Origin of the sequence: Kitasatospora sp. NPDC048194 (assembly GCF_043202455.1) — a bacterium.
In the GTDB taxonomy this organism is placed as follows: Bacteria; Actinomycetota; Actinomycetes; order Streptomycetales; family Streptomycetaceae; genus Kitasatospora.
The window spans coordinates 204,254-222,808 of the sequence record NZ_JBIDAK010000007.1 but is presented as its reverse complement, the minus strand read 5'-3'; the positions used below and the strand labels follow the sequence as shown (position 1 = coordinate 222,808).

At 74.7% G+C, this 18,555-nt stretch carries 17 protein-coding genes; 7 read left to right on the top strand and 10 right to left on the bottom strand.

From position 1 onward, the window contains the following. Positions 1-2: 2 nt before the first annotated feature. From ACGF07_RS12380 to ACGF07_RS12365, 4 genes are all read right to left on the bottom strand, one after another. A complete protein-coding gene (locus tag ACGF07_RS12380) occupies positions 3-2,537 on the bottom strand; it encodes a tetratricopeptide repeat protein (protein ID WP_392897686.1) in 2,535 nt (844 codons plus the stop codon). Between the two features lie 5 nt (positions 2,538-2,542). Further along, positions 2,543-4,000, bottom strand: a complete 1,458-nt coding sequence (locus tag ACGF07_RS12375; protein ID WP_392897683.1) for a hypothetical protein — start codon at positions 3,998-4,000, stop codon at positions 2,543-2,545. 268 nt (positions 4,001-4,268) lie between these two features. Then, entirely contained in the window at positions 4,269-5,246 is a 978-nt protein-coding gene (locus ACGF07_RS12370; RefSeq protein ID WP_392897681.1) for a glutamate ABC transporter substrate-binding protein, read from the bottom strand. Between the two features lie 16 nt (positions 5,247-5,262). Continuing rightward, positions 5,263-6,576: a hypothetical protein gene (locus ACGF07_RS12365; RefSeq protein ID WP_392897678.1), complete on the bottom strand. Its 1,314-nt coding sequence runs from the start codon at positions 6,574-6,576 to the stop codon at positions 5,263-5,265. 673 nt (positions 6,577-7,249) lie between these two features. Here ACGF07_RS12365 and ACGF07_RS12360 point away from each other — a divergent pair. Both ACGF07_RS12360 and ACGF07_RS12355 read left to right on the top strand, forming a co-directional pair. Then, complete coding sequence (locus tag ACGF07_RS12360) at positions 7,250-7,825, top strand: nucleosidase (RefSeq protein ID WP_350745058.1); 576 nt, start codon at positions 7,250-7,252, stop codon at positions 7,823-7,825. A gap of 38 nt (positions 7,826-7,863) precedes the next feature. Continuing rightward, positions 7,864-8,409 (top strand): DinB family protein, encoded by a 546-nt coding sequence (locus tag ACGF07_RS12355; protein WP_392897675.1) that lies wholly within the window; start codon positions 7,864-7,866, stop codon positions 8,407-8,409. Between the two features lie 23 nt (positions 8,410-8,432). On the opposite strand, the gene ACGF07_RS12350 is transcribed toward ACGF07_RS12355, so the two are convergent. Beyond that, positions 8,433-9,095, bottom strand: coding sequence for a class I SAM-dependent methyltransferase (locus tag ACGF07_RS12350; RefSeq protein ID WP_392897672.1), 663 nt, complete (start codon positions 9,093-9,095; stop codon positions 8,433-8,435). Positions 9,096-9,254: 159 nt separating this feature from the next. On the opposite strand from ACGF07_RS12350, the gene ACGF07_RS12345 reads away from it, so the two are divergent. Next, on the top strand, positions 9,255-9,974 hold the full coding sequence (locus ACGF07_RS12345; protein WP_392897670.1) for an NUDIX domain-containing protein: 720 nt from the start codon (positions 9,255-9,257) through the stop codon (positions 9,972-9,974). Positions 9,975-10,140: 166 nt separating this feature from the next. Here ACGF07_RS12345 and ACGF07_RS12340 read toward each other — a convergent pair whose 3' ends face one another. Then, complete coding sequence (locus ACGF07_RS12340) at positions 10,141-11,058, bottom strand: sigma-70 family RNA polymerase sigma factor (protein ID WP_392897667.1); 918 nt, start codon at positions 11,056-11,058, stop codon at positions 10,141-10,143. Positions 11,059-11,162: 104 nt separating this feature from the next. Between ACGF07_RS12340 and ACGF07_RS12335 the strand changes: the two genes are divergently transcribed. Together ACGF07_RS12335 and ACGF07_RS12330 are read left to right on the top strand one after the other, a co-directional pair. Then, on the top strand, positions 11,163-11,945 hold the full coding sequence (locus tag ACGF07_RS12335) for an SDR family oxidoreductase (protein ID WP_392897665.1): 783 nt from the start codon (positions 11,163-11,165) through the stop codon (positions 11,943-11,945). 216 nt (positions 11,946-12,161) lie between these two features. Beyond that, a complete protein-coding gene (locus tag ACGF07_RS12330) occupies positions 12,162-12,503 on the top strand; it encodes a hypothetical protein (RefSeq protein ID WP_392897662.1) in 342 nt (113 codons plus the stop codon). A 28-nt stretch (positions 12,504-12,531) separates the two neighbouring features. Here the strand turns inward: ACGF07_RS12330 and ACGF07_RS12325 are convergent, their stop codons facing one another. Next, positions 12,532-13,128 (bottom strand): cysteine hydrolase family protein, encoded by a 597-nt coding sequence (locus ACGF07_RS12325; protein ID WP_392897659.1) that lies wholly within the window; start codon positions 13,126-13,128, stop codon positions 12,532-12,534. A gap of 195 nt (positions 13,129-13,323) precedes the next feature. Here ACGF07_RS12325 and ACGF07_RS12320 point away from each other — a divergent pair, with 195 nt between their 5' ends. After that, positions 13,324-14,283, top strand: a complete 960-nt coding sequence (locus tag ACGF07_RS12320; protein WP_392897656.1) for a GlxA family transcriptional regulator — start codon at positions 13,324-13,326, stop codon at positions 14,281-14,283. A 373-nt stretch (positions 14,284-14,656) separates the two neighbouring features. On the opposite strand, the gene ACGF07_RS12315 is transcribed toward ACGF07_RS12320, so the two are convergent. Next, on the bottom strand, positions 14,657-16,315 hold the full coding sequence (locus ACGF07_RS12315) for an AMP-binding protein (RefSeq protein WP_392897653.1): 1,659 nt from the start codon (positions 16,313-16,315) through the stop codon (positions 14,657-14,659). A gap of 440 nt (positions 16,316-16,755) precedes the next feature. Between ACGF07_RS12315 and ACGF07_RS12310 the strand changes: the two genes are divergently transcribed. After that, positions 16,756-17,262: a hypothetical protein gene (locus ACGF07_RS12310; RefSeq protein ID WP_392897651.1), complete on the top strand. Its 507-nt coding sequence runs from the start codon at positions 16,756-16,758 to the stop codon at positions 17,260-17,262. Positions 17,263-17,392: 130 nt separating this feature from the next. On the opposite strand, the gene ACGF07_RS12305 is transcribed toward ACGF07_RS12310, so the two are convergent. Together ACGF07_RS12305 and ACGF07_RS12300 are read right to left on the bottom strand one after the other, a co-directional pair. Further along, the gene (locus ACGF07_RS12305) at positions 17,393-18,037 is read right to left on the bottom strand and encodes a hypothetical protein (protein WP_392897650.1); all 645 of its coding nucleotides are present in this window, start codon (positions 18,035-18,037) and stop codon (positions 17,393-17,395) included. Then, the gene (locus ACGF07_RS12300; RefSeq protein WP_392897648.1) at positions 18,034-18,525 is read right to left on the bottom strand and encodes an ATP-binding protein; all 492 of its coding nucleotides are present in this window, start codon (positions 18,523-18,525) and stop codon (positions 18,034-18,036) included. Before ACGF07_RS12300 ends, ACGF07_RS12305 begins: the two co-directional genes overlap by 4 nt. Positions 18,526-18,555 lie beyond the last annotated feature (30 nt).

Genomic DNA, 18,555 nt, shown 5'->3' with positions numbered 1-18,555 from the left:
GGCTACACCCACGTCCTGGGGCGGGCCCGGTTGGCCCGTTCCACCATCTCGATCCTGGTCTCGGCCCGGTCGGCCAACCGGGCGAGTACCCGGTATGACTGTTCCAAGGCGAAGCGCAGTTCCCGCTCCGCGGCGGGTCGTCCCAGCACCACGGGGGTGCCGGCCTGCTCGGCGCCGGCCGCCCCCGCGGTGACCCAGCCGAGGGCGGCGCCGAGCACCTCGACGGAGAGCTCCTCGCGGCGGCGGTCGTCGAGCCGAAGTGCCGTCAGCTGGTCGGAGCTCGCGCGGAGGTCGGCGGCGAGCGGGTCGGTGGCGGGGCGCTCGCGCAGCCGGGCGCGGACGGCGGCGATCCGGGCGGCGGTGTACTGGCTGGAGGTGGCCGGGACGGACTCGAGCACCTGCACCGCGCCGGGCCGGTCGCCCTCGGCGAGGCGGACCCGGGCGAGGCCGAAGCCGGCGCCGAGATAGGCCCGGTCGGTGGCCCACACCAGCCGGTAGAACTCGGCGGCGTCGCCGCGGTCGCCGAGCAGTTCGGCGCAGACGGCCAGGGCCAGCTTGGGCGCGGCCTCGCCGGGGAAGGCGTCGTAGACGGCGTCGAAGGCCTCGGCGGCGGCCCGTAGGTCCGCTTCGCCGTCCGCGCCCGCCGCGGCGGCCTCGGCGGCGCCGACCAGGGCGGTCAGGCCGCGGTACCAGACGACCCGCCAGTCGTCGGGGTGGTCCGCCTCCAGTTCGGCGAGCGCGGCGACCGCCTCGCGGTGGCGGCCGAGTTCGAGCCGGGCGCGCAGGTCGCGCAGTCGGCTCTCGACCGAGACGGCGGGCGCGCCGGCCAGCGCGGCGAGGGCCTCCGCGGGGTCGGTGGCGAGCAGGGTGGCGAGGAATCCGGCGTTGGGGTCACCCGGGTCGACCCGGGGGACGGGCAGGGCGAGGGCGGCGGCCGCAGGGTCCAGCGCGGTCACGCCCAGCCGGCCCGGCAGGTCGGCGGGCTGCACCAACTCGGTGTCCACGACGCGCAGTTCGGGGCCGAACAGGGTGGAGAGCGCGGGCCGGGGCCGGTCGTCCTGGAGGGCCAGGACCTCGCGCAGCACGCCGGTGAGCTGGTCGGCCATCTCCTCGGCGGAGGAGAAGCGGCGGGCCGGGTCCGGGTCGGTGGCGCGGACCAGGAAGCGGTAGTACGACTCGTACCTGGCGAAGACCTCGACGTCCTCGGGCCCGGGGAGCGAGTCGCGGTAGGTGGTGCTGTAGCCCTGGAAGTCGAAGGTGAGCACGGCGAGGGTGCGGGCCACGGTGTACAGGTCGGAGGCGGGCGACGGCCCGTGGGTGGCGATCTCGGGGGCCTGGTAGCCGATGGTGCCGTAGATCGGGCCGTCGTGGTCGAGGCGGCAGACCGCGCCCATGTCGATGATCTTGAGCGTGTCGCCGCTCTGGATCGCGTTGTCGATCTTGAAGTCGCAGTAGATCAGGCCCCGGCTGTGCAGGTACCCGAGCGCGGGCAGCGCCTCCAGGGCGTACGCGATCGCGACCTCCACCGGGAGCGGCTCGCGCCGGCCGTCCGGGGTGCGGCGGTCGTTGGCGATGTCCTTGAGCGACTTGCCGCCGACGTACTCCATGACGATGTAGCCGTCGGTGGAGCCGGACCGCAGGTCCGGGTGCTCGGCGAAGTTGATGATCCGGACGATGTTCGGGTGGTCCACCTCGGCCAGGAAGCGCCGCTCGGCCACGGCCGCGGCGAGCGCGTCCTCGTCGCCGGTGTTCAACAGGCCCTTGAGCACGACCCACTTGTCGTTGACCCGGCGGTCCACCGCCAGGTAGATCCAGCCGAGCCCGCCGTGCGCCAGGCAGCCCACCACCTCGTACTGCCCGCCGACCAGGTCGCCGCGGCGCAGCTTGGGCGTGAAGGAGTACGGCGTGCCGCACTTGGTGCAGAAGCCCTCCGGCCGGCCGGGCCGGCCGTTCTTCTCCCGGCCCACCGGGGCCTCGCACTTGGCGCAGTAGCGCTTGCGCTCGGGCACCTGCGGATCGGCGAGCACCGCCAGCGACGGGTCGGCCGTGGCCACGGTCGGCACGGTCACCAGCCCGGCGCCCAGCCGGTTGCGGGTGCCCGCGCTGACGCTGCCGCGGGTGGAGCGCACCGAGACGGAGCGGCTGGAGCCGGTCCGCGTCGAGCGGTGCGAGCGGGAGCGGCCGGACATCGAACGGGCGGAGCCGGTGCGGGCCGACATCGAGCGGACGGAGCCGCTGCGGGCGGAGTCCGGGGCGACCCGCGCGGACGGGACGTAGGGCTGGGTGACACCGGTGTCGGCGCCGGGCGGGGTCAGGCCGCACTCGTCGCAGTAGCCGTCCGGGTCGACGGTGCCCGGGCAGTCGCGCGGGCACGGGGAGCCGGGGCCGGCGGCGGGTGCCGCCGGTGGCGCGGCGGTGCCGGCGCCGGTCGCGGTTCCGCCCGGGCCCGCCGGGGTCAGGCCGCACTCGTCGCAGTAGCCGTCCGGGTCGATCCTTCCGCTGCCGGAGCACTCCGGCCGTACGCACACCTCGCCCATCAACCTCAGCCCCCCTGTACCTGTCCGTCGGCCGGCGTCCGGCCGACCGCCTCGTCCGCTGCCCCGGTGGGCGTTCCGGTCGGTGTCCCGGCCGTCCCCGCCGGTGTCCCCGCCGCCGTCCCGTCCGGCACCCCGTCCGGCACCCCGTCCGGTGCGTCCTGCTGCTCGGCCCGGGCCGGGCGCAGCGACTGCTGGAAGCGGGCCACCGCGACCGCCGCCGCCCGCAGGTCGCAGGGCGCGCTCCAGAGCAGCCAGCGCGCCTTCTCGTACCGCTCGACCACTTCCGGGTCCTCGGCGACCCGCATCCGGGAGGCCATCGCCTTGTAGGCGTCCAGCCGGCCGCGCAGCTCCGCCCGGACGGCCAGCGGCTGGGTCACCTCGGTGAGGGACTGCCGGGCCCGGGCCAGCTCCTTGGCGGCGGCGTCCTCCAGTGCGTCCAGCAGCGGCGCCAGCCGGCCCCACTGCCCGCCCTGGCGCAGTTCCAGGGCGGTGACGATCCGTTCGCGCAGCGCCGAGGCCGGGCCGGGCACCGCCGGGACGTCGCTGGCCGCTATCTTCGCCAGCACCTCGCCGCGGGCCCGGCGGGCCTCGGCCAGGGTGGCGTCGGCTCGCTGGAGCAGGTCGCCGACGCCCTGGAGGCGCTCCTCGGCGTCGTCGCGCAGCCGCAGCAGGTCCTCCAGCTCCAGCCGGACGCCGTCCAGCGCCCGCCCGGCCCGGTCGAAGCGCTCGGTGTCCACCACCCCGGCGGGGGTGGCGAAGGCCGTGCCCTCGGGCACCGTGCCGCGCTGGGCGGGCACCCGGGCCGGGCGCCACAGCGCGAGCGGGTCCTCGCGGACCTCGGCGCGCAGTTCGGTGAGGTCCCGTTCCAGCCCGGCGAGGTCGTCGCCCAGCGGGTGGCCGCCGGTCCGCACGCCGAGCGAGGCGGCCAGGGTGCGCACCCGGTGGAGTTCGGCCAGCAGCAGGTCGATCCGGGCGGGCAGGGCGGACCAGACCGCGTCGGCGGCGCTGACCACCTCCAGCACGGCCGCGTACCAGGAGTTCATCCGGGCCATCAACGCGTCCAGGCTGATCCGCTCGACCAGCTTGGCGGGCGCACCGAGCAGGTGCGGTCCGTCCGGCAGCGCGCCGCCCGGGACGGTGACCGCGTCACCGGTCAGCAGTTCGCTCAGCTCGGCGAGTTCGGGCGCACCGGGCTTGGCCTTGCGGGCCCGTACGGCGCGTGCCGAGGCCAGCGCCTCCGAGTAGCGGTCGAACAGTGCCCAGAGCAGCGGCAGGCCCTTGCCGGCGACGGACCAGCGCTCCAGGGTGCGGCCGGACAGCTCGGCGCCGTCCAGCAGCCGCAGCCCCGGGTGGTCCTGCAGGGCGAGCAGCGCCGATTCGACCGCGTCCCGCTCCGCGCCGAGGCGCGCCAGCGCGCGGTCCACCTCCTCCCGGTTCAGTACCGGGCCAGCCGATGCCGCCACCACGGTGTCCTTCCTTCTTCCCTCGCGTGCGATCCCGGCGTCCGTGACGCGCGATCCCACGACAGCCCCCGTCCACCACCGGTCTCCCCGTGGTGATCGTCCCGAACCCTAGCCGGTGGCCCTCCGGGCGGTACGGGCGCGGGGCGTCAGGACGGCGTCAAGGCCGCGTCGACGTCCTCCGCCCGGTGCGCCGCCGTCCGGCGCTCCGCCGCCCGCTTGGCGCGCCGCAGCGCGAGCGGTGCGAGCGGGGCGCCGCCGCGCGAGGTGCTCAGTGCGGGACGGGCCAGTAGTGCTCGGCGTCGTTCTGCATGTACGGCTTGAGCCAACGGTCGTACGAGCGCCCCCATTCTCCGCCGGCGTGGTAGTCGGCCAGCACCTGGTTGACCCGGGCGGTCAGGTCGGGGCTGGTCTTGAGCATGGCGATGCCGATCACCGCCGGCTGGGTGTCGCCGTCCACGATCCGCACGGTCTGGTCCTGCGCCGCCTGACCGGCCGCCAGGCCGTCGTCGGTCATGGTGGCGTCGACCTTGCCGAGCTGCATCAGGACCAGGCAGTCCAGCTGGTTCTCGACCGTGACGACCTGCTTGGCGGTCTTCTTGGCGTCCAGCACGCTCGCGGCGGTGGAGCCCTTGGCGGCGCACGCCCGGTGGCCGTTGATCGCGTCGTCGAGGTTGGTCGCGGGGCTGGCCTTGGGGACCAGCACGCGCTGGGAGATGCTGAAGTACGGCGTGGAGAAGGCGACGTCCTTCATCCGGTCGCAGGTGACCGTCATGGTGCGGACGATCAGGTCGACCCGGCCGTTCTTCACCGCGTCGACCCGGTCGGCGGTGGCCACCGGCTTGAGCACCACCTGGCCCTGGTTGCCCATGATGGCGGTGCCGATCGCCCGGGCCAGATCGATGTCGAAGCCCTCGATCTGACCGGTGTTCGGGTTGCGGGAGCCCCAGCGGTAGCTGTTCTGGTCCACGCCGATCACCAGGCTGTGCTTGGCCTTGATGGCCTTCACCGCCCGGCCGTCCTCGGTGCTCGGCGGCACGCTCTTGTAGACGTCGCACGCGTCGTCCTGCGACTGTTGGCCCTGTTGGCCCTGTTGGGGCTGCTGGACGGCCTGCGGTGCGGCGGCCGTGGTGGCCGCGTTCGCGCCGTTCGCGGTGGCCGGTGCGGCGCCCCCGCCGAGCACGGTCGCGCAGGCGGCGAGCGCCGCCAGCACGGCGGCGCTCCTGGTCCGTACGGTTCTGGTGCGCATGGTGTCCGTTCCCCCTCTACCGGTACTCGGCCAGTCGCCGGCCGAGGCCGCGCAGCGCCGCGGTCGCGGCCCCCAGGGCGAGCACCGCGGCCGCGCCGGCCGCCAGGCGCAGGTCCGCGGCGGTGCCCTCGGCGGCGTCGGTGAACTGCGCCTGCTCGGCGTCGGCGGCCCGGCCGAGGGCCCTGTCGGTGGCGTTGAAGGCGGCGTCGGCCGTGCCGGTGGTGTCGGTGGTCGACACGGTGGCGTTCAACGCGGCCTGGTAGTCGGCGTCGTCGACCTCCGACGACCGCGCCGCGTCGTGCCGTCGGCGCCACTCGTCGTACTGCTGCGCGGCCTCGCGGACGGGCTGGGCGGCGGCCGCCGGAGCGAGCCGGACGGCCTCGGGGAGCGAGCCGTCGCGCCGCTCCAGCGGGACGTCCCCGCCGGCGTCGCCCGCCAGGTGCTTGGTGGCGCTCGTCCACTGGTCGGCGTACGTGGTGGTGGAGCCGCGCGCGACCAGGTGCAGGTTCTCCGCCAGCCGGGCGGTCAGCACGTCCACCCGGGCGTTGTCGAGCGCCCGCAGCGGGCCGGCGCCGTCGTGGTCGCTCCGCTCCAGCGCCGAACTGGTGGTCAACCCGGTGACGGTGAGCCAGAGCGTGCCCGCGAGGACGGCGGCGGTGGCGCCCAGCAGGCCGATGTTGAACACCCGGTTGGTGCGGCGGAACAGCGTCAGCTGCACCCAGCCCAGCGCGGCCAGGGTGAGCACCGCCAGGCCGTACGCCCCCCACGGCACCGCCTTGGCCTGGGCGTAGTCGGCCGCCAGCTCCTTGTCCTCGACGCCCTTCAGCTCGGCGGCGGCCGGCAGCAGGACGCCCTGCATCTGCTCGGAGGCGTACCGCAGGTAGGCGCCGCCGAGCGGGATGCCCTGCCGGTTGTCGGCCCGCGCGGTTTCCACCAGACCGGCGTACACCGGAAGTTGCTGGTTCAGCCGGGAGAGTGAGTCCTGGGCCGGCGAGGTCGAGGTGGTCCGGGCGGCGGCCTGGGCGATCAACTTGGCGGCCTGGGCGAGGTCCTGCTCGTAGCGGTCCCGGACGTCCTTGGGCTCGGTGCCGGCCAGCAGGAAGCCGGTCGCGGCGGTGGTGGCGGCGTCCGCCAGCGAGCGGTGGATCTCCGCCGCGTCCCGGCTCAGCGGCTGGCTGTAGGAGACGACCCGGTCGGCGGCCGACGCCCTGGTCTCCAACTGCCAGGCGGTCAGCCCGCCGAAGGCCACGGTGAGCACGGCGAGCAGGGCGCCGGCCAGCCGCAGCCGGCCCGGGGCGGTACGGGTGGCCCGGGCGAGCCGGGCGCGCACGCCGCGTCCGGGGGCTCCCGCCCGGGGCCGCTTCGCGGGCGGTGCCGCCCCGGGCGACGGCGCCGGGGCACCAGGCACGCCGCCAGCCGCTCCGGCCGCCACCGTCAGGACCGACCCCGGGGCTGCGCCCGGCGGCGTCCCCGGCACGCCCGGCGGCGTACCCGGCTGCGCCGGGAACGCGGCGCCCGGTGCGCCGTTGCCTACTGGTGTTGCCACCCGCCTCATCCTCCCCTGGGGGCGGACCCGACACCCGGGGCCCGACCGATGGCAGCAGTATGGCCGTGACTCCCTCCGGCCACACCTGACTTGCGCTGATCTTGAGCATGTCGTGCACGGTTTCCGCACCACCCCGTACGGCTGGGTACGACTTGTCCGACTCGGTCCGGCTCGGTCCGGCTCGGTCCGGCTCGCCACGGCTCCGTACGGCTCGGTACGTCTTGTGCGGCACGCACGGGAGGTGGCGATCCGTGCGACGCGGGCGGTGGCCCACGCGGTTCCGCCCGGGGTCCGCCCCGGGCGTTGCGCCGCGCGGAGTTCGACCCGCGGAGTTCGACCCGCGGAGTTCGCTTCGCGGAGTTCGCTTCGCGCGGTTCCGTCCCGCGCTGTTCCGCGCCGCGCGTTCCCGGATGCCGGTTCCCGGGTTCCGGGGCCGCCCGCTCCGTACCATGGCCGCATGCGACTGCTTGGAACGATCTCGCCCGACCGCCCGCTGCTCGTCGTCGCCGTCCGCGAGGAGGCCGCCCACCTCGACGAGCGACTGCCGGTGCTGCTCACCGGGATGGGGAAGGTCAACGCCGCCGTGGCCCTGGCCACCGCGCTCGCCCAGGGCGAGAAGCCCTCCGAGGTGATCAACCTCGGGACGGCCGGCGCGCTGCGCCCCGGCTGGGAGGGCATCCACCACGTGGTCCAGGTGATCCAGCACGACCTCGACACCGAGGTCCTGGAGTCCCTGACCGGCCACGTCTACGGCGCCCCGCTGATCGTCGGCAAGGGTGACGGGCCGGTCCTGGCCACCGGCGACCTGTTCGTCGACTCCCCGGCGGCCCGCGAGCGGCTGGCCGAGCACGCCGACCTGGTCGACATGGAGGGCTACGCCGTCGCCACCGCCGCCCACCGGGCCGGGGTGCCGGTCCGGCTGGTGAAGTACGTCAGCGACGAGGCCGGGGAGGGTGCGGCGCAGACCTGGCGGGAGTCGGTGGACGGCTGCGCCCGGCACCTCGCGGACTGGGTGAACGCCCAGGGCTGGTGACGGTCGGTCGGGTCCGGCCCGGGCCCTAGAGTGGCACGGTGAATCAGAACACTGCCGCACCGAACACCGCACCGAACACCGCACCGAGCAAGCTCTCCGACGTCCGGCCGCCGTCGGTCAACGCCGACGAGCGGACCACCCTGCTGGCCTTCCTCGACTACCTGCGCGAGGCCGTGATCGGCAAGGTGGCCGGCGTCTCCGACGAGGACGCCCGGCGCCCCGGCGTCGCCTCCGGCACCAGCCTGCTGTGGCTGGTGCGACACCTGACCGTCGTCGAACGCAACTGGTTCGAGTGGGCCTACGCCGGGCTGGGGGAGGCGCCGTCGGAGTCGGACGACCTCCCCCTGGAGAGCCTCGGCACGGCCGAGGCCGTCGACGCCTACCGGGACGCGATCGCCCGTTCCAACGCGGTGGCCGCGGCCGCCCCCGACCTGGACCGCCCGGGTGTGCGGTCGCTGCGCCCGGACGCCACCGAGGGGCCGTCGCTGCGCTGGGTGCTGGTGCACATGATCGAGGAGACCGGTCGGCACGCCGGGCACGCGGACATCATCCGCGAGCAGCTGGACGGCGCGGTCGGGCGCTGAGCCCCGGTCAGGGGCTCAGGGACTCAGCGGCTCAGGGGCTGTTCGGGCTTGCGGGCCAGCAGGCAGGCGTGCGGCCTGTTCGCCAGTCCGCCGGGTGCCTGCTCCAGCCGCGCGGTGACGACGAGTCCGGCCTGTTCCAGCAGGTCGGCCACGCGGTCCAGGGGCAGCAGGTACGACTCGTACGACACCGGCCGGCCGTAGCCCTGCGTCGGCTGCAGCCGTTCGTCGCCGACGTAGTCCCCCCAGAGCAGGTGGCCGCCGGGCGCGAGCGTGCGGTGGAACTCGGCGAACACCGCGGGCAGCCACTGCGGGGGCGTGTGATGGGTGGAGTACCAGGCGAGGATGCCGCCGAGCTCGTCGTCGCCCGTCTCCAGCGCGGTCATCGAGCCCACCCCGAACCGCAGTTCGGGGTGGGCCTGTCGGGCCAGCGCGACCATCGCCGGCGACAGGTCGACGCCGAAGGCGGGCACGCCCAGCCCGGCCAGGTGCGCCGTCACGCGTCCCGGGCCGCACCCCAGGTCGGCGACCGGCCCGAGACCGGCCGTCCGCACCAGTTCGGCGAAGGCCGCCAGCATCGCGCGGGACAGCGGGTCCATCCGGGCGGGAGCCGGGACGCGTTCGACGTAGTCGGCGGCGACCGTGTCGTACGACTCGCGGACGGCGGTCAGGAAGGAGGGCTCGGCCATGCGGGCGACCCTAGACGAGACGGCTGACGGCGCAACACCCTCGGTTGCCCGAACCGGCGGCGGGGGTCGGAGCCGGCGCCGTCGAACGGACTCGAGGGGCCGTCGCTCGTCCGGGTGGCACCCCTGCCGATCAACTCCCGGAAGCGCCACACTGGTTCGATGACCAGCGACTTCCAGAGCGCCGAAATCATGGTGACCAACAGCCGCGGCGAGATCCTGCTCCAGCTGCGCGACGACATCGAGGGGATCTGCTGGCCCGGGTACTGGATGCAGCCCGGAGGCGGCAGGGAGGACGGCGAGACGCCGTACGAGACGGCGGCGCGCGAGCTGGAGGAGGAGACCGGCCTCAAGGCGGTCGCGCTCCTCCCCCTCGACCTGGTCCCGCTCGCGGACGATGCGCAGTTCGCGCGGAGCCGCTGGTTCCACATGGTGTGGGACGGCGACGAGAGCGAGCTGGTGTGCGGGGAAGGACAGGATCTGCGGTTCTGGCCGATGGACGCCCTGCCCGAGAAGATCCCGTCGACGCTGGTGGAGTACGTCCGGCAGCTCCGAGGGCACCTGCTGGTGGGCAAGCCCCGCGTCTGGGCGCAGATCGACCGCCTCCATCGGACGCTGAAGGAGGCGACGGCCGGGCAGCGGACGGACTTCCTCGCGCTCCAGGTGCTGAAGGTCCAGGAGGAGGCGGGCGAGGCGGCGCAGGCGCTGCTCGGTGTCCTCGGCGCGAACCCGCGCAAGGGGGTGAGCCACACCATGGCGGATCTCCAGGCCGAACTGTGCGACGTGATCGCGGCGGCGATGGTCGCACTGCGGGCGACCACCCCTGACGCGGCGTCGGTGCTGGCCGACCACGTGGCCGGGTGGGACCTGGAGAGCCGATGAACGACACCGTGCGCGCTCCGGAGCGGTAGGAAGGGCGACGGCAAGAGGTGGCGCGAAGGCCCCCTGGAAACCGCCACCCACGGGAGGGGGCCTTCGTCGCGCGGATCCATTCCGCTTCCTCGTCGCCGTCGCCGGCCGCGTCATCCGGGAACGGACGCGGGAGTTCCTAGTCGCGGAAGGCCGAGAGGTCGAAGGCGGCCAGCCGCTGGGGATCGGCGATCACGTCGATCGCGGCGATCCTGCCGGCCACGACGGTGAACGCCATGACCGACAGCGCGCGGCCGTTGTCGCCGATGACCACGGCGCCCGCGGTGCCGTTGACCAGCGCGGGGCGGGCGAACGGCGACAGGCTGCCCCACAGGGCGGCCTGTCCGGCGACCGTCGCGGCGCCGGTGAGCACCACGGTGTGCCGGGCCAGCGCGGCTCCGCCGTCCGAGCGCAGCACCACGTCCGGGTCGAGCACCGCGACGAGGGCCCCCAGGTCCCCGTCGCGGGCGGCGGCGAAGAAGGCGTCCACGGCGGCCCGCTGGCGGCCGAGGTCGGGATCGGGGGCGGGCGCCTGCCCCTGCACCTTGCGGCGGGCCCGGCTGGCGAGCTGGCGGGTGGCGGCCGCGGTCTTCTCGATCAGCGGGGCGATCTCCTCGAACGGCACCGCGAAGAGGTCGTGCAGCACGAAGGCGACCCGTTCGGCGGGCGACAGCGACTCCATCACCACCATCAGCGCCAGGCCGACGGAGTCCGCGAGCACCACCTCCTGCTCCGGGTCGACCACGCCCTCGCGGCCCAGCAGCGGGTCCGGGATGCGCTCGGGGCCGGTCTCCCCGTCCGGCCCGGCCGGTTGCAGCGGCTCCTCGCGGCGCCGGGCGCAGTCGCGCAGCAGGTTCAGGCAGACCCGGGAGACCACCGTGGTCAGCCAGCCGCCGAGGTTCTCCACCCCCGAGGTGTCGGAGCGGTCGTACCGCAGCCAGGCCTCCTGGAGCGCGTCCTCGGACTCGCTGAGCGAGCCGAGCATCCGGTACGCGACCGCCCGCAGGTGCGGTCGGTGCTCCTCGAACGCCGCCGTCCGGGAGGTTTTCTCGTCCACCGTGTCACATTCCTTCGTCGCCTCGGGTCAGGGCAGCAGGAGCCACCCAACAACGGCTGCGGCGGGGAGATCAACTCCCGGCCCGGGACGGAACGGAGACGATCGTGACGAACAACCTGGTCCTGGTCACCGGAGGCACCGGCACCCTCGGCCGGCAGGTCGTACCGCTGCTGCGGGCGGCCGGCCGGCCGGTGCGGGTGCTGAGCCGGCGGGAGCGCCCGGCGGAGGACGGTGTGGCGTACGTGCGCGGTGACCTGCTCGGTGACGCCGCCGAGGCGGACGCCCGGCTCGACGAGGCGCTGGCGGGCGTCCACACGGTGCTGCACCTCGCCGGCGGGCCCAAGGGCGACGACGAGGCGACCCGCCGGCTGGTCGCGGCAGCACGGCGGGCCGGGGTGCGGCACCTGGTCCACATCTCGGTGATCGGCGCGGACAAGGTGCCGCTCGGCTACTTCCGGGCGAAGCTCGCCGCCGAGGAGGCGGTGGCCGGCTCGGGTCTGCCGTACACCGTCCTGCGGGCCGCGCAGTTCCACGACCTGGCGTTCACCGTGGTGGAGAAGATGGCGAAGCTGCCGCTCGTCCCGGCCCCGGGCGGGGTCCGCTGGCAGCCGGTGGACGTACGCGAGGTCGCCGCCCGGCTGGTCGAGTTGGCGCTCGGCGAGCCCGCCGGCCCGGTGCCGGACCTGGCCGGGCCGGCGGTGTACGGGATGGACGAGCTGACCCGCCGCTACCTTGCGGCCCGGGGGCGCAGCCGCAGGATGCTGCCGGTCCGGGTGCCCGGCAAGGTCGGCCGCGCCTACCGGTCGGGCGCGAACCTCACCCTGGCCGGCGCCGAGCACGGGCGGCGCACCTGGGAGGAGTTCCTGGCCGAACGGCTGGCGGCCTGACCCGGCAGCTCGATCGGCCGTGGGCAACGGCGGTCCGACCCGGCGGGACCGATCGGCGGCGGACCGATCAGCGTCTCGACCGGCCGCCCCGGTCGGCGGGACGACCCGGCAGGGGGCCCGGTCGGCCGTCCTGGCCGGCCGGGCCCATCGGCGGATCGATCACCGGCCCGGACGCGGCGTCCGGTCGTCGGGTGACCGCCGTGTCGTTCCTCGCATATGTGTGCGCCCCACCCCCACGCGTTCGACTACCTGCTCCGGCCGGGGGACTTCTCGCTCGACGCCTACCCGCACGGGGAGGAGGTCGTGCCGACCTCCGGGGAGGCCCTGGAAGTGGTGGTCACGTTCGGCGCGGGCGCCGAGGCGGCCGAGCAGTACCTGGAGGACGAGCCAGGCCTGTTCGGTCACCGGGATGCGGCAGCGACTGCGCTGAGTCCCGAAGTCACCGCGGTGGCCGAGGCGTTGGGACGCCTGCGGAAGGTCGCGTCCGGCCTCGGGGAGCGGTACGTGCTGCCGGACGCGGCTGACGGCAGCGCCTACGCGCCGCTGTTCCGCCCGTAACGGCGTGCGGCCGGGGGCGGTGGCCGGGTCAGGCCTTGGCGGCCCGCAGGACGGTCTCCGTGGTGACCACCTTGGCGAAGCGCATGGCGTGCAGGGTCGTCGCGGTGGCCCGGGCGAGCTCGGCGGCGGGGACGGTGACGCCGTCGGGGCCGGTCATGTCGAAGGTGTGCATGGCGTCGGTCGGGAAGATCGCGTCGTAGCCGAGGTTCCCTGCCATCCGGGTCGTGGTCTCGTTGCAGACGTTGGTCATGATCCCGGTGATCACCAGCTGCCGGGCGCCGCGCTCCTGGAGCCAGGCGTGCAGGTCGGGTGTGCCGTAGAAGGCGCTGTTCACCGTCTTGGTGACGTGCAGGTCGGGAGTGAGGGCGGCGGCGAGGTGCTTGAGCCGGTAGCCGGGCGTGCCCTCGACCAGCGGCCCCACCCGGGAGGCGTGCTGGACGGTGACGATCGGGCGGCCGGTGGCCTGCCAGGCGGTGATCAGCTCGGCGATCCGCTGCTCGGCGTCGGGGTTGTCGCGGGGGCCCCAGAAGTCCTGGTCCTCGAAGCCCTGCTGGACGTCGATGAGGAGGAGGACGGCGTCGCTGTCGAGGGTGAGCGGGGCGTCGAAGGCGTCGGTGTTCGTCATGCCGTCCATGGTGCTGCGCGGGGCCGGGAGGGGGTGAGGGGCGGGAATGCCACCCATCGATAGGTTTCTGCCACCGCCGCCCACCCGCCGTCTACCGTCGCCCGCGCGTCCGCCGTCCGCCCACCCCCGTGCGTGCGGCCGGCGTCCGCCACCCGCCCCCCGGTGCGTCCGGCCGGCATCCGCCATGCTTCAGCCATGCGAACGGTGGGGTGTCTGATCTTCGACGGCGTACGCGCCTTCGACTACGCGGTGGTCGGCGAGGTCTGGGCGAACCGGGCCTCCCGGCCGGGTCCGCCCGACTTCGATCTGCGGGTCTGCGGGCCCGCCGGGGCCCGGGTGCGGCTGGGCGGCGGGCTGGAGCGGGTGCCGGACGAGGGCCTGGCCGTGCTGGCCGACTGCGACCTGGTGGTGGTGCCCGGCGTGGAGGAGCCGGGTGCGGAGCGTGCCCCGGAGGTCCTCGCCGCCCTGCGGGAGGCGCGTGGTCGCGGCGTGCCGATCGCCTCGCTCTGCGCCGGGGCCTTCGTCCTCGCCGAGGCTGGACTGCTCGACGGCCGGGAGGCGACCACCCACTGGGCGCTCGCCTCCGAACTGGCCCGCCGCTTCCCCGCGGTGACCGTCCGGCCCGAGGTGCTGTTCACCGGTGGCGAGGGCCTGTGGACGTCGGCCGGGGTCGCGGCGGGGATCGACCTGTGCCTGCACCTCGTCCGCAGCGCCCACGGGCAGCGGGCCGCCGCCGCCATCGCCCGGGCGATGGTCACCGCCCCGTTCCGGACCGGCGGCCAGGCGCAGTTCATCCCGACGCCGGTGCCCGCGCCCGCCGAGGACGATCCGCTCGCCCGGCTGCGCGCGGAGGTGCTGGCCTCGCTCGACACCCCGTGGACCGTCCGCCGGATGGCGGACGCTGCCCTGATGTCCGAGCGTTCCTTCGCCCGCCACTTCGGCGCCACCACCGGCACCACCCCGCTGCGCTGGCTGCTGGACCAGCGGATCCTCACGGCCCAACGCCTGCTGGAGGAGACCGACCTGCCGGTCGACGCGGTGGCGGTGCAGTGCGGCTTCACCTCGGCGGTGTCGCTGCGGCCGGTCTTCACGGCACGGGTGGGGGTGGCGCCCCGGGAGTACCGTCGGACCTTCCGCGGCCGGGCGGAGGGCTGAAGCGCATCACAGAAGTGCGGGTGCGGGCAGGTCGGCATGTGGTTCGACCTGCGGCTCCACACCGTTCGGGCCGGGTCGTACACGGGGGCGACGGCTGCACGCGTGCTGAGGGCGCGTCGCACCGGCGTCGTGTCCGGGCCTCGCCCGCGCGGGGCCCGTGCCCGGTCGCGGCGGCCCGGTGAGGGGTGGGGTGGCGGCCCTCAGCGCCGCCACCCCCCGTTGCGTTCTCGGCAGCCGGGTCGGGGTTCGTTGAGCCAAACCCCACGGTGGGGTGAAGTCCGGTGGTGATCCCGGCGGGATTCTGCGGCTTTCCTGTGGATCGAGGGCCCTGGGCGGGGTGTTTCCGCCCGTGAGGGGAGCGCCGCGGGTGGAGTCAGGCAGCCGCGAGGGTGTCGCGGAGCTTCTTCTTGTCGGGCTTGCCGACGGAGGTGAGGGGGATCTCCGGCAGCAGGTGGAGGGCCGCCGGGGCGTAGATCCGGCCCTTCTCGGTGGTGACGAAGGTGCGGAGGTCCTCCAGCTCGGGGTGGTGCCCCGGGGCCGGGACGACGGCGACGTGGACGTGCTCGGCCTCCTGGGCGTCGCGGACGCCGAAGACGGCGCACTGGGCGATCGCCGGGTGGGTGAGGAGGAGGTCTTCCAGTTCGGAGGGGTAGACGTGCCCGCCGACGACGATGATCTTGTCCTTGAGGCGGTCGGCCAGGTAGAGGTAGCCGTCCTCGTCGAAGTAGCCGATGTCGCCGGTGTTCAGCCAGCCGTCGCGCAGCACCTCGGCGGTGAGGTCGGGGCGCTTCCAGTAGCCGGCCATCAGGTTCGCCGAGCGGACGTGGATCTCGCCGGGTTCGCCGGTGGGCAGTTCGCTGCCGTCGGCGGCGCGGATCACCACGTCGATGCCGGGGAACGGGCGGCCCACGGAGAACTGGCCGCCCCGTCCGACGCGGTCGTGCTCCTGCGGGGTGAGGACGGAGATGTTCTGCGCCTCCGACATGCCGTAGGCGGCGACCAGGACGGGCCCGAAGACCTTGAGCGCCTCGCGGATGCGGGTGGGGGAGGAGGCGCAGCCGCCGTACATGATCCGGCGCAGGCTGGACAGGTCGGTGCGGGCGATCGCGGGGTGGTCCAGGAGCTGGTAGAGCAGCGGCGGCAGGACCCAGAGGTCGGTGATGCGTTCGCGCTCGATGGCGGCCAGCACCTCGCCGGGGTCGAAGGAGCGCTGGAGGACCACCGAGCCGCCGTGGTACAGCGTCAGGTCGGACATCACGCCGGCGAGGTGGGCGAGCGAGGTGGCGGCGAGGAGGCGGGGCGCGCCGCCGTTCTCCGGGCCGTAGGGGAGGTCGAAGGCGCTGCGGTAGGGGCCGTGCAGGCTGAGGATGCCCTTGGGGATGCCGGTGGTGCCGCCGGTGTGCCGGATGCTCAGGTCGTCGTAGGGGCCGATCCGGACGGCCGGGGCTTCCGCGGGGCGGTGGGCGGAGGCGGCGATCACGTCTTCGCCGATCGCGTCCGTGCCGTTTCCGTCCGTGCCGTTTCCGTCCGCGCCGCTCCCGTCCGCGCCGCTCCCGTCCGTGCCGCTCGGGCCCGCGCTGACGGCCTCCGGTCCCGGCCCCAGCGTGAGGACCGTGGGCACATCGGTCAGGGCGAGCAACTCGGGTGCGCCGGCGTACCGTTCGGCGTCCACGAGGAGCACGGCGGTGTCGACACTGGTGACGATCTCGGCGAGCACCGGGGCGCTCATGCCGTCGTAGAGGTTGACCACGCGGGCGCCCGCGAGTCCGGCGGCGTAGCGGGCGCTGAGCGCTTCGGCGGTGTTGCCGGTGAGCAGCGACACGGTCGTGCCGCGGGTGACGCCCCGGGCGATCAGCTCGTGCGCGAGCCGGTAGGTGGCGGCGGCGAACTCGCCGGCGGTGATGCGGAGACCGTCGGGGGTGGTGAGGGCCGGTCGGGCGGGGTCGCAGGAGAGGGACCGGAGGATCAGGGCGGGGGCGCTGACGAACTCCGCGTCGTTCATGGCCACTTCTTCTTTGTAGTTTGCAACCATACCAACCAGAGTAGCCCCACCTTCCCCTGTACGTAGCGGAGTTGAGCGTCGCGATTGCCGGGGTGTGCGGCGCCCACGGGCGGTGAACCGGGCGGCGGCCATGGCGGCGGACCGGTCGGCCGCACAGGAAGTCGGCCGGGCCGACTCTGCTGGGCCGGGCCGACTTTCCGCGCGGTGCCGGCTCAGGCTCAGTACCCGACAGTGAAGCGCCGCTGGACCGATCCGCTCCTTGGGCATCGGCGCATGAGCCGGCACCCCCCGGCGGGAGCGGATACGCCCGCGACCCGGACTTCACCCGAATGCCCCGTACGCCGGGCGCCTCCCACCGGCCCGTGGACACTCGATGGGGGGCAGCAGCCGAACGCCTTCGCCCCAGGCCGGGCCCTTCCGAGGCCCCTTTCGAGGCTGCAGTCCGTGCGCCGACCGAAGGAGGCACGCGCATGAACCCCAGGCTCACCCCCATCACCCGCCGGACCGCCGGTACGGCCGCCGCGCTCCTGCTCGCGGCCGCCGGAGTCGCCGCAACGGCGCCACCGGCCTCCGCGGTACCGGCCACCGTGTTCACCCCGGGTTGGGACACCTCGAAGTTCCCGGCCGGCGAGCGCGTCCTGATCCAGACCGGCTGCCACACCTGGAACCTCATCGGCTGGAACCAGGCCGCGGGCTGGCACGCGTACGACGACAAGCACCCGCCCACCGACCTCTTCCCGGCGGCCGGAGAGATCTACACCGGGGGCCGGTACAACGGCTACACCGACAAGGGGAAGTGGGCCGGCCTCCCCCAGGGCACCTACCAGGAGTACGACGCCCGGGGCTACGCGACCAGGCCCAAGCCCGCCCAGCGCGGCACGGCCCGCCTCGTCCGCGTCCAGCAGACCGGCGCGGTCTACTTCAGCCCCAACCACTACGACGGCTTCCGCCAGGTCACCGACTGCAACGCGCAGTGACCCGGCCCTGAGGACCGCCGTCCCAGCCGCGCCCCTCGCGGGCGGGGCCACCCCATGAGCCGCCGCCCGGGCCCTGAGCGCCCGGGCGGCGGTGTCTCTACCACCCACCACCGGGTTGGCCGCCGCATCCTCAGGTCGATCGGCCGGACGGTCGGGAGGTGCGCGGGGCGTCGGCGGGGTCGACTTCCAGAGCGCAGGGCGGGGTGTGGGAGGCGGCCTGGGCGCGGCAGTGGGTGAGCGCGGGCTTGATGCGGGGGTCGGGGGCGGGGGTGGTGGTGAGGAGCTCGCCGACGGTGACGAGGGTGGTCCAGTAGCGGGCGGGGTCGCCGGTGCGGGGGAGGGGGCGGGCGGCGGTGAGGGAGAGGTAGGCGGTGGTGAGGTTGCCGGTGGTGAACCAGCGGGCGAGGCCGTGCTGGTGGCCGGCGCGGATGCCGCCCATGGCGTCGACGGCGGTGAGGAGGAGCTCGACGACGGTCTGTTCGGTGGGGGTGAGGGTGGCGGGGACGTCGAAGACGCCGAGGGCTTCGAGGAGTTCGCCGGTGTCGGCTTCGGAGCCGGGGCGGGGGCGGGCGAGGAGCGCGCGGTGGCAGTCGTTGAGCCGGCGGGTGGCTTCGGTGAGGGGGATGCCGAGGGCGAGGCAGACGGCGCGGGCGGCGGGCAGCGGGCGGCCGGTGCGGCGGGCGAGGAGGGTGTAGGCCTGGGCGGGGGTGGAGCCGTGGGCGAGTGCGCGGCGGGCGAGGGTGTCGAGGTGCGGGTTCATCGGGGGTGCTTTCACGCGGCGAGGAGGGGGTGGGCGGGGGCGACGAGGGCCCAGACGAACTTGCCGACGCCACCGGCGCGGGGGCAGCAGCCCCAGCGTTCGGCGAGTTCGTTGACGAGGAGAAGGCCGCGGCCGTGCTCGTCGGTGGGGGTGGTGGGGCGGAGGGCGGGGCGGCCGGTGCCGGCGTCGTGGACTTCGAGTCGGAGGCGGTCGTCGACGAGGGCGAAGCGGATTTCGATGAGGCGGTCCGTGGGGGCGTCGGAGTGCTGGACGGCGTTGGCGAAGAGTTCGCCGAGGAGGAGTTCGGCGATGTCCGCGTAGCGGTGGCCGGCGGGGAGGGCGGAGAGGTAGGCGCGCAGGAGGTGCCGGGCGAGGGGGGGTGGACTCGGTGCGGGAGTCGAGGCGCGCGGCGAACGTGCGGGGGCGGTGGGTTGTGAGCATGGCGTAGTTCCTCGGGGGGCGGATAAGGGAGCGCGACAGGCGCGCGCAATCACGCTGTGCATGCAGATGATTGCGTTCTGGCGTCAATCATC

Coding starts and splice junctions, on each gene's coding strand:
- ACGF07_RS12315 (WP_392897653.1), bottom strand. CDS start 16,315: ATGGTTGCAAACTACAAAGAAGAAGTGGCCATGAACGACGCGGAGTTC.
- ACGF07_RS12380 (WP_392897686.1), bottom strand. CDS start 2,537: ATGGGCGAGGTGTGCGTACGGCCGGAGTGCTCCGGCAGCGGAAGGATC.
- ACGF07_RS12325 (WP_392897659.1), bottom strand. CDS start 13,128: ATGACGAACACCGACGCCTTCGACGCCCCGCTCACCCTCGACAGCGAC.
- ACGF07_RS12360 (WP_350745058.1), top strand. CDS start 7,250: ATGCGACTGCTTGGAACGATCTCGCCCGACCGCCCGCTGCTCGTCGTC.
- ACGF07_RS12370 (WP_392897681.1), bottom strand. CDS start 5,246: ATGCGCACCAGAACCGTACGGACCAGGAGCGCCGCCGTGCTGGCGGCG.
- ACGF07_RS12310 (WP_392897651.1), top strand. CDS start 16,756: ATGAACCCCAGGCTCACCCCCATCACCCGCCGGACCGCCGGTACGGCC.
- ACGF07_RS12300 (WP_392897648.1), bottom strand. CDS start 18,525: ATGCACAGCGTGATTGCGCGCGCCTGTCGCGCTCCCTTATCCGCCCCC.
- ACGF07_RS12320 (WP_392897656.1), top strand. CDS start 13,324: ATGCGAACGGTGGGGTGTCTGATCTTCGACGGCGTACGCGCCTTCGAC.
- ACGF07_RS12350 (WP_392897672.1), bottom strand. CDS start 9,095: ATGGCCGAGCCCTCCTTCCTGACCGCCGTCCGCGAGTCGTACGACACG.
- ACGF07_RS12345 (WP_392897670.1), top strand. CDS start 9,255: ATGACCAGCGACTTCCAGAGCGCCGAAATCATGGTGACCAACAGCCGC.
- ACGF07_RS12330 (WP_392897662.1), top strand. CDS start 12,162: ATGTGTGCGCCCCACCCCCACGCGTTCGACTACCTGCTCCGGCCGGGG.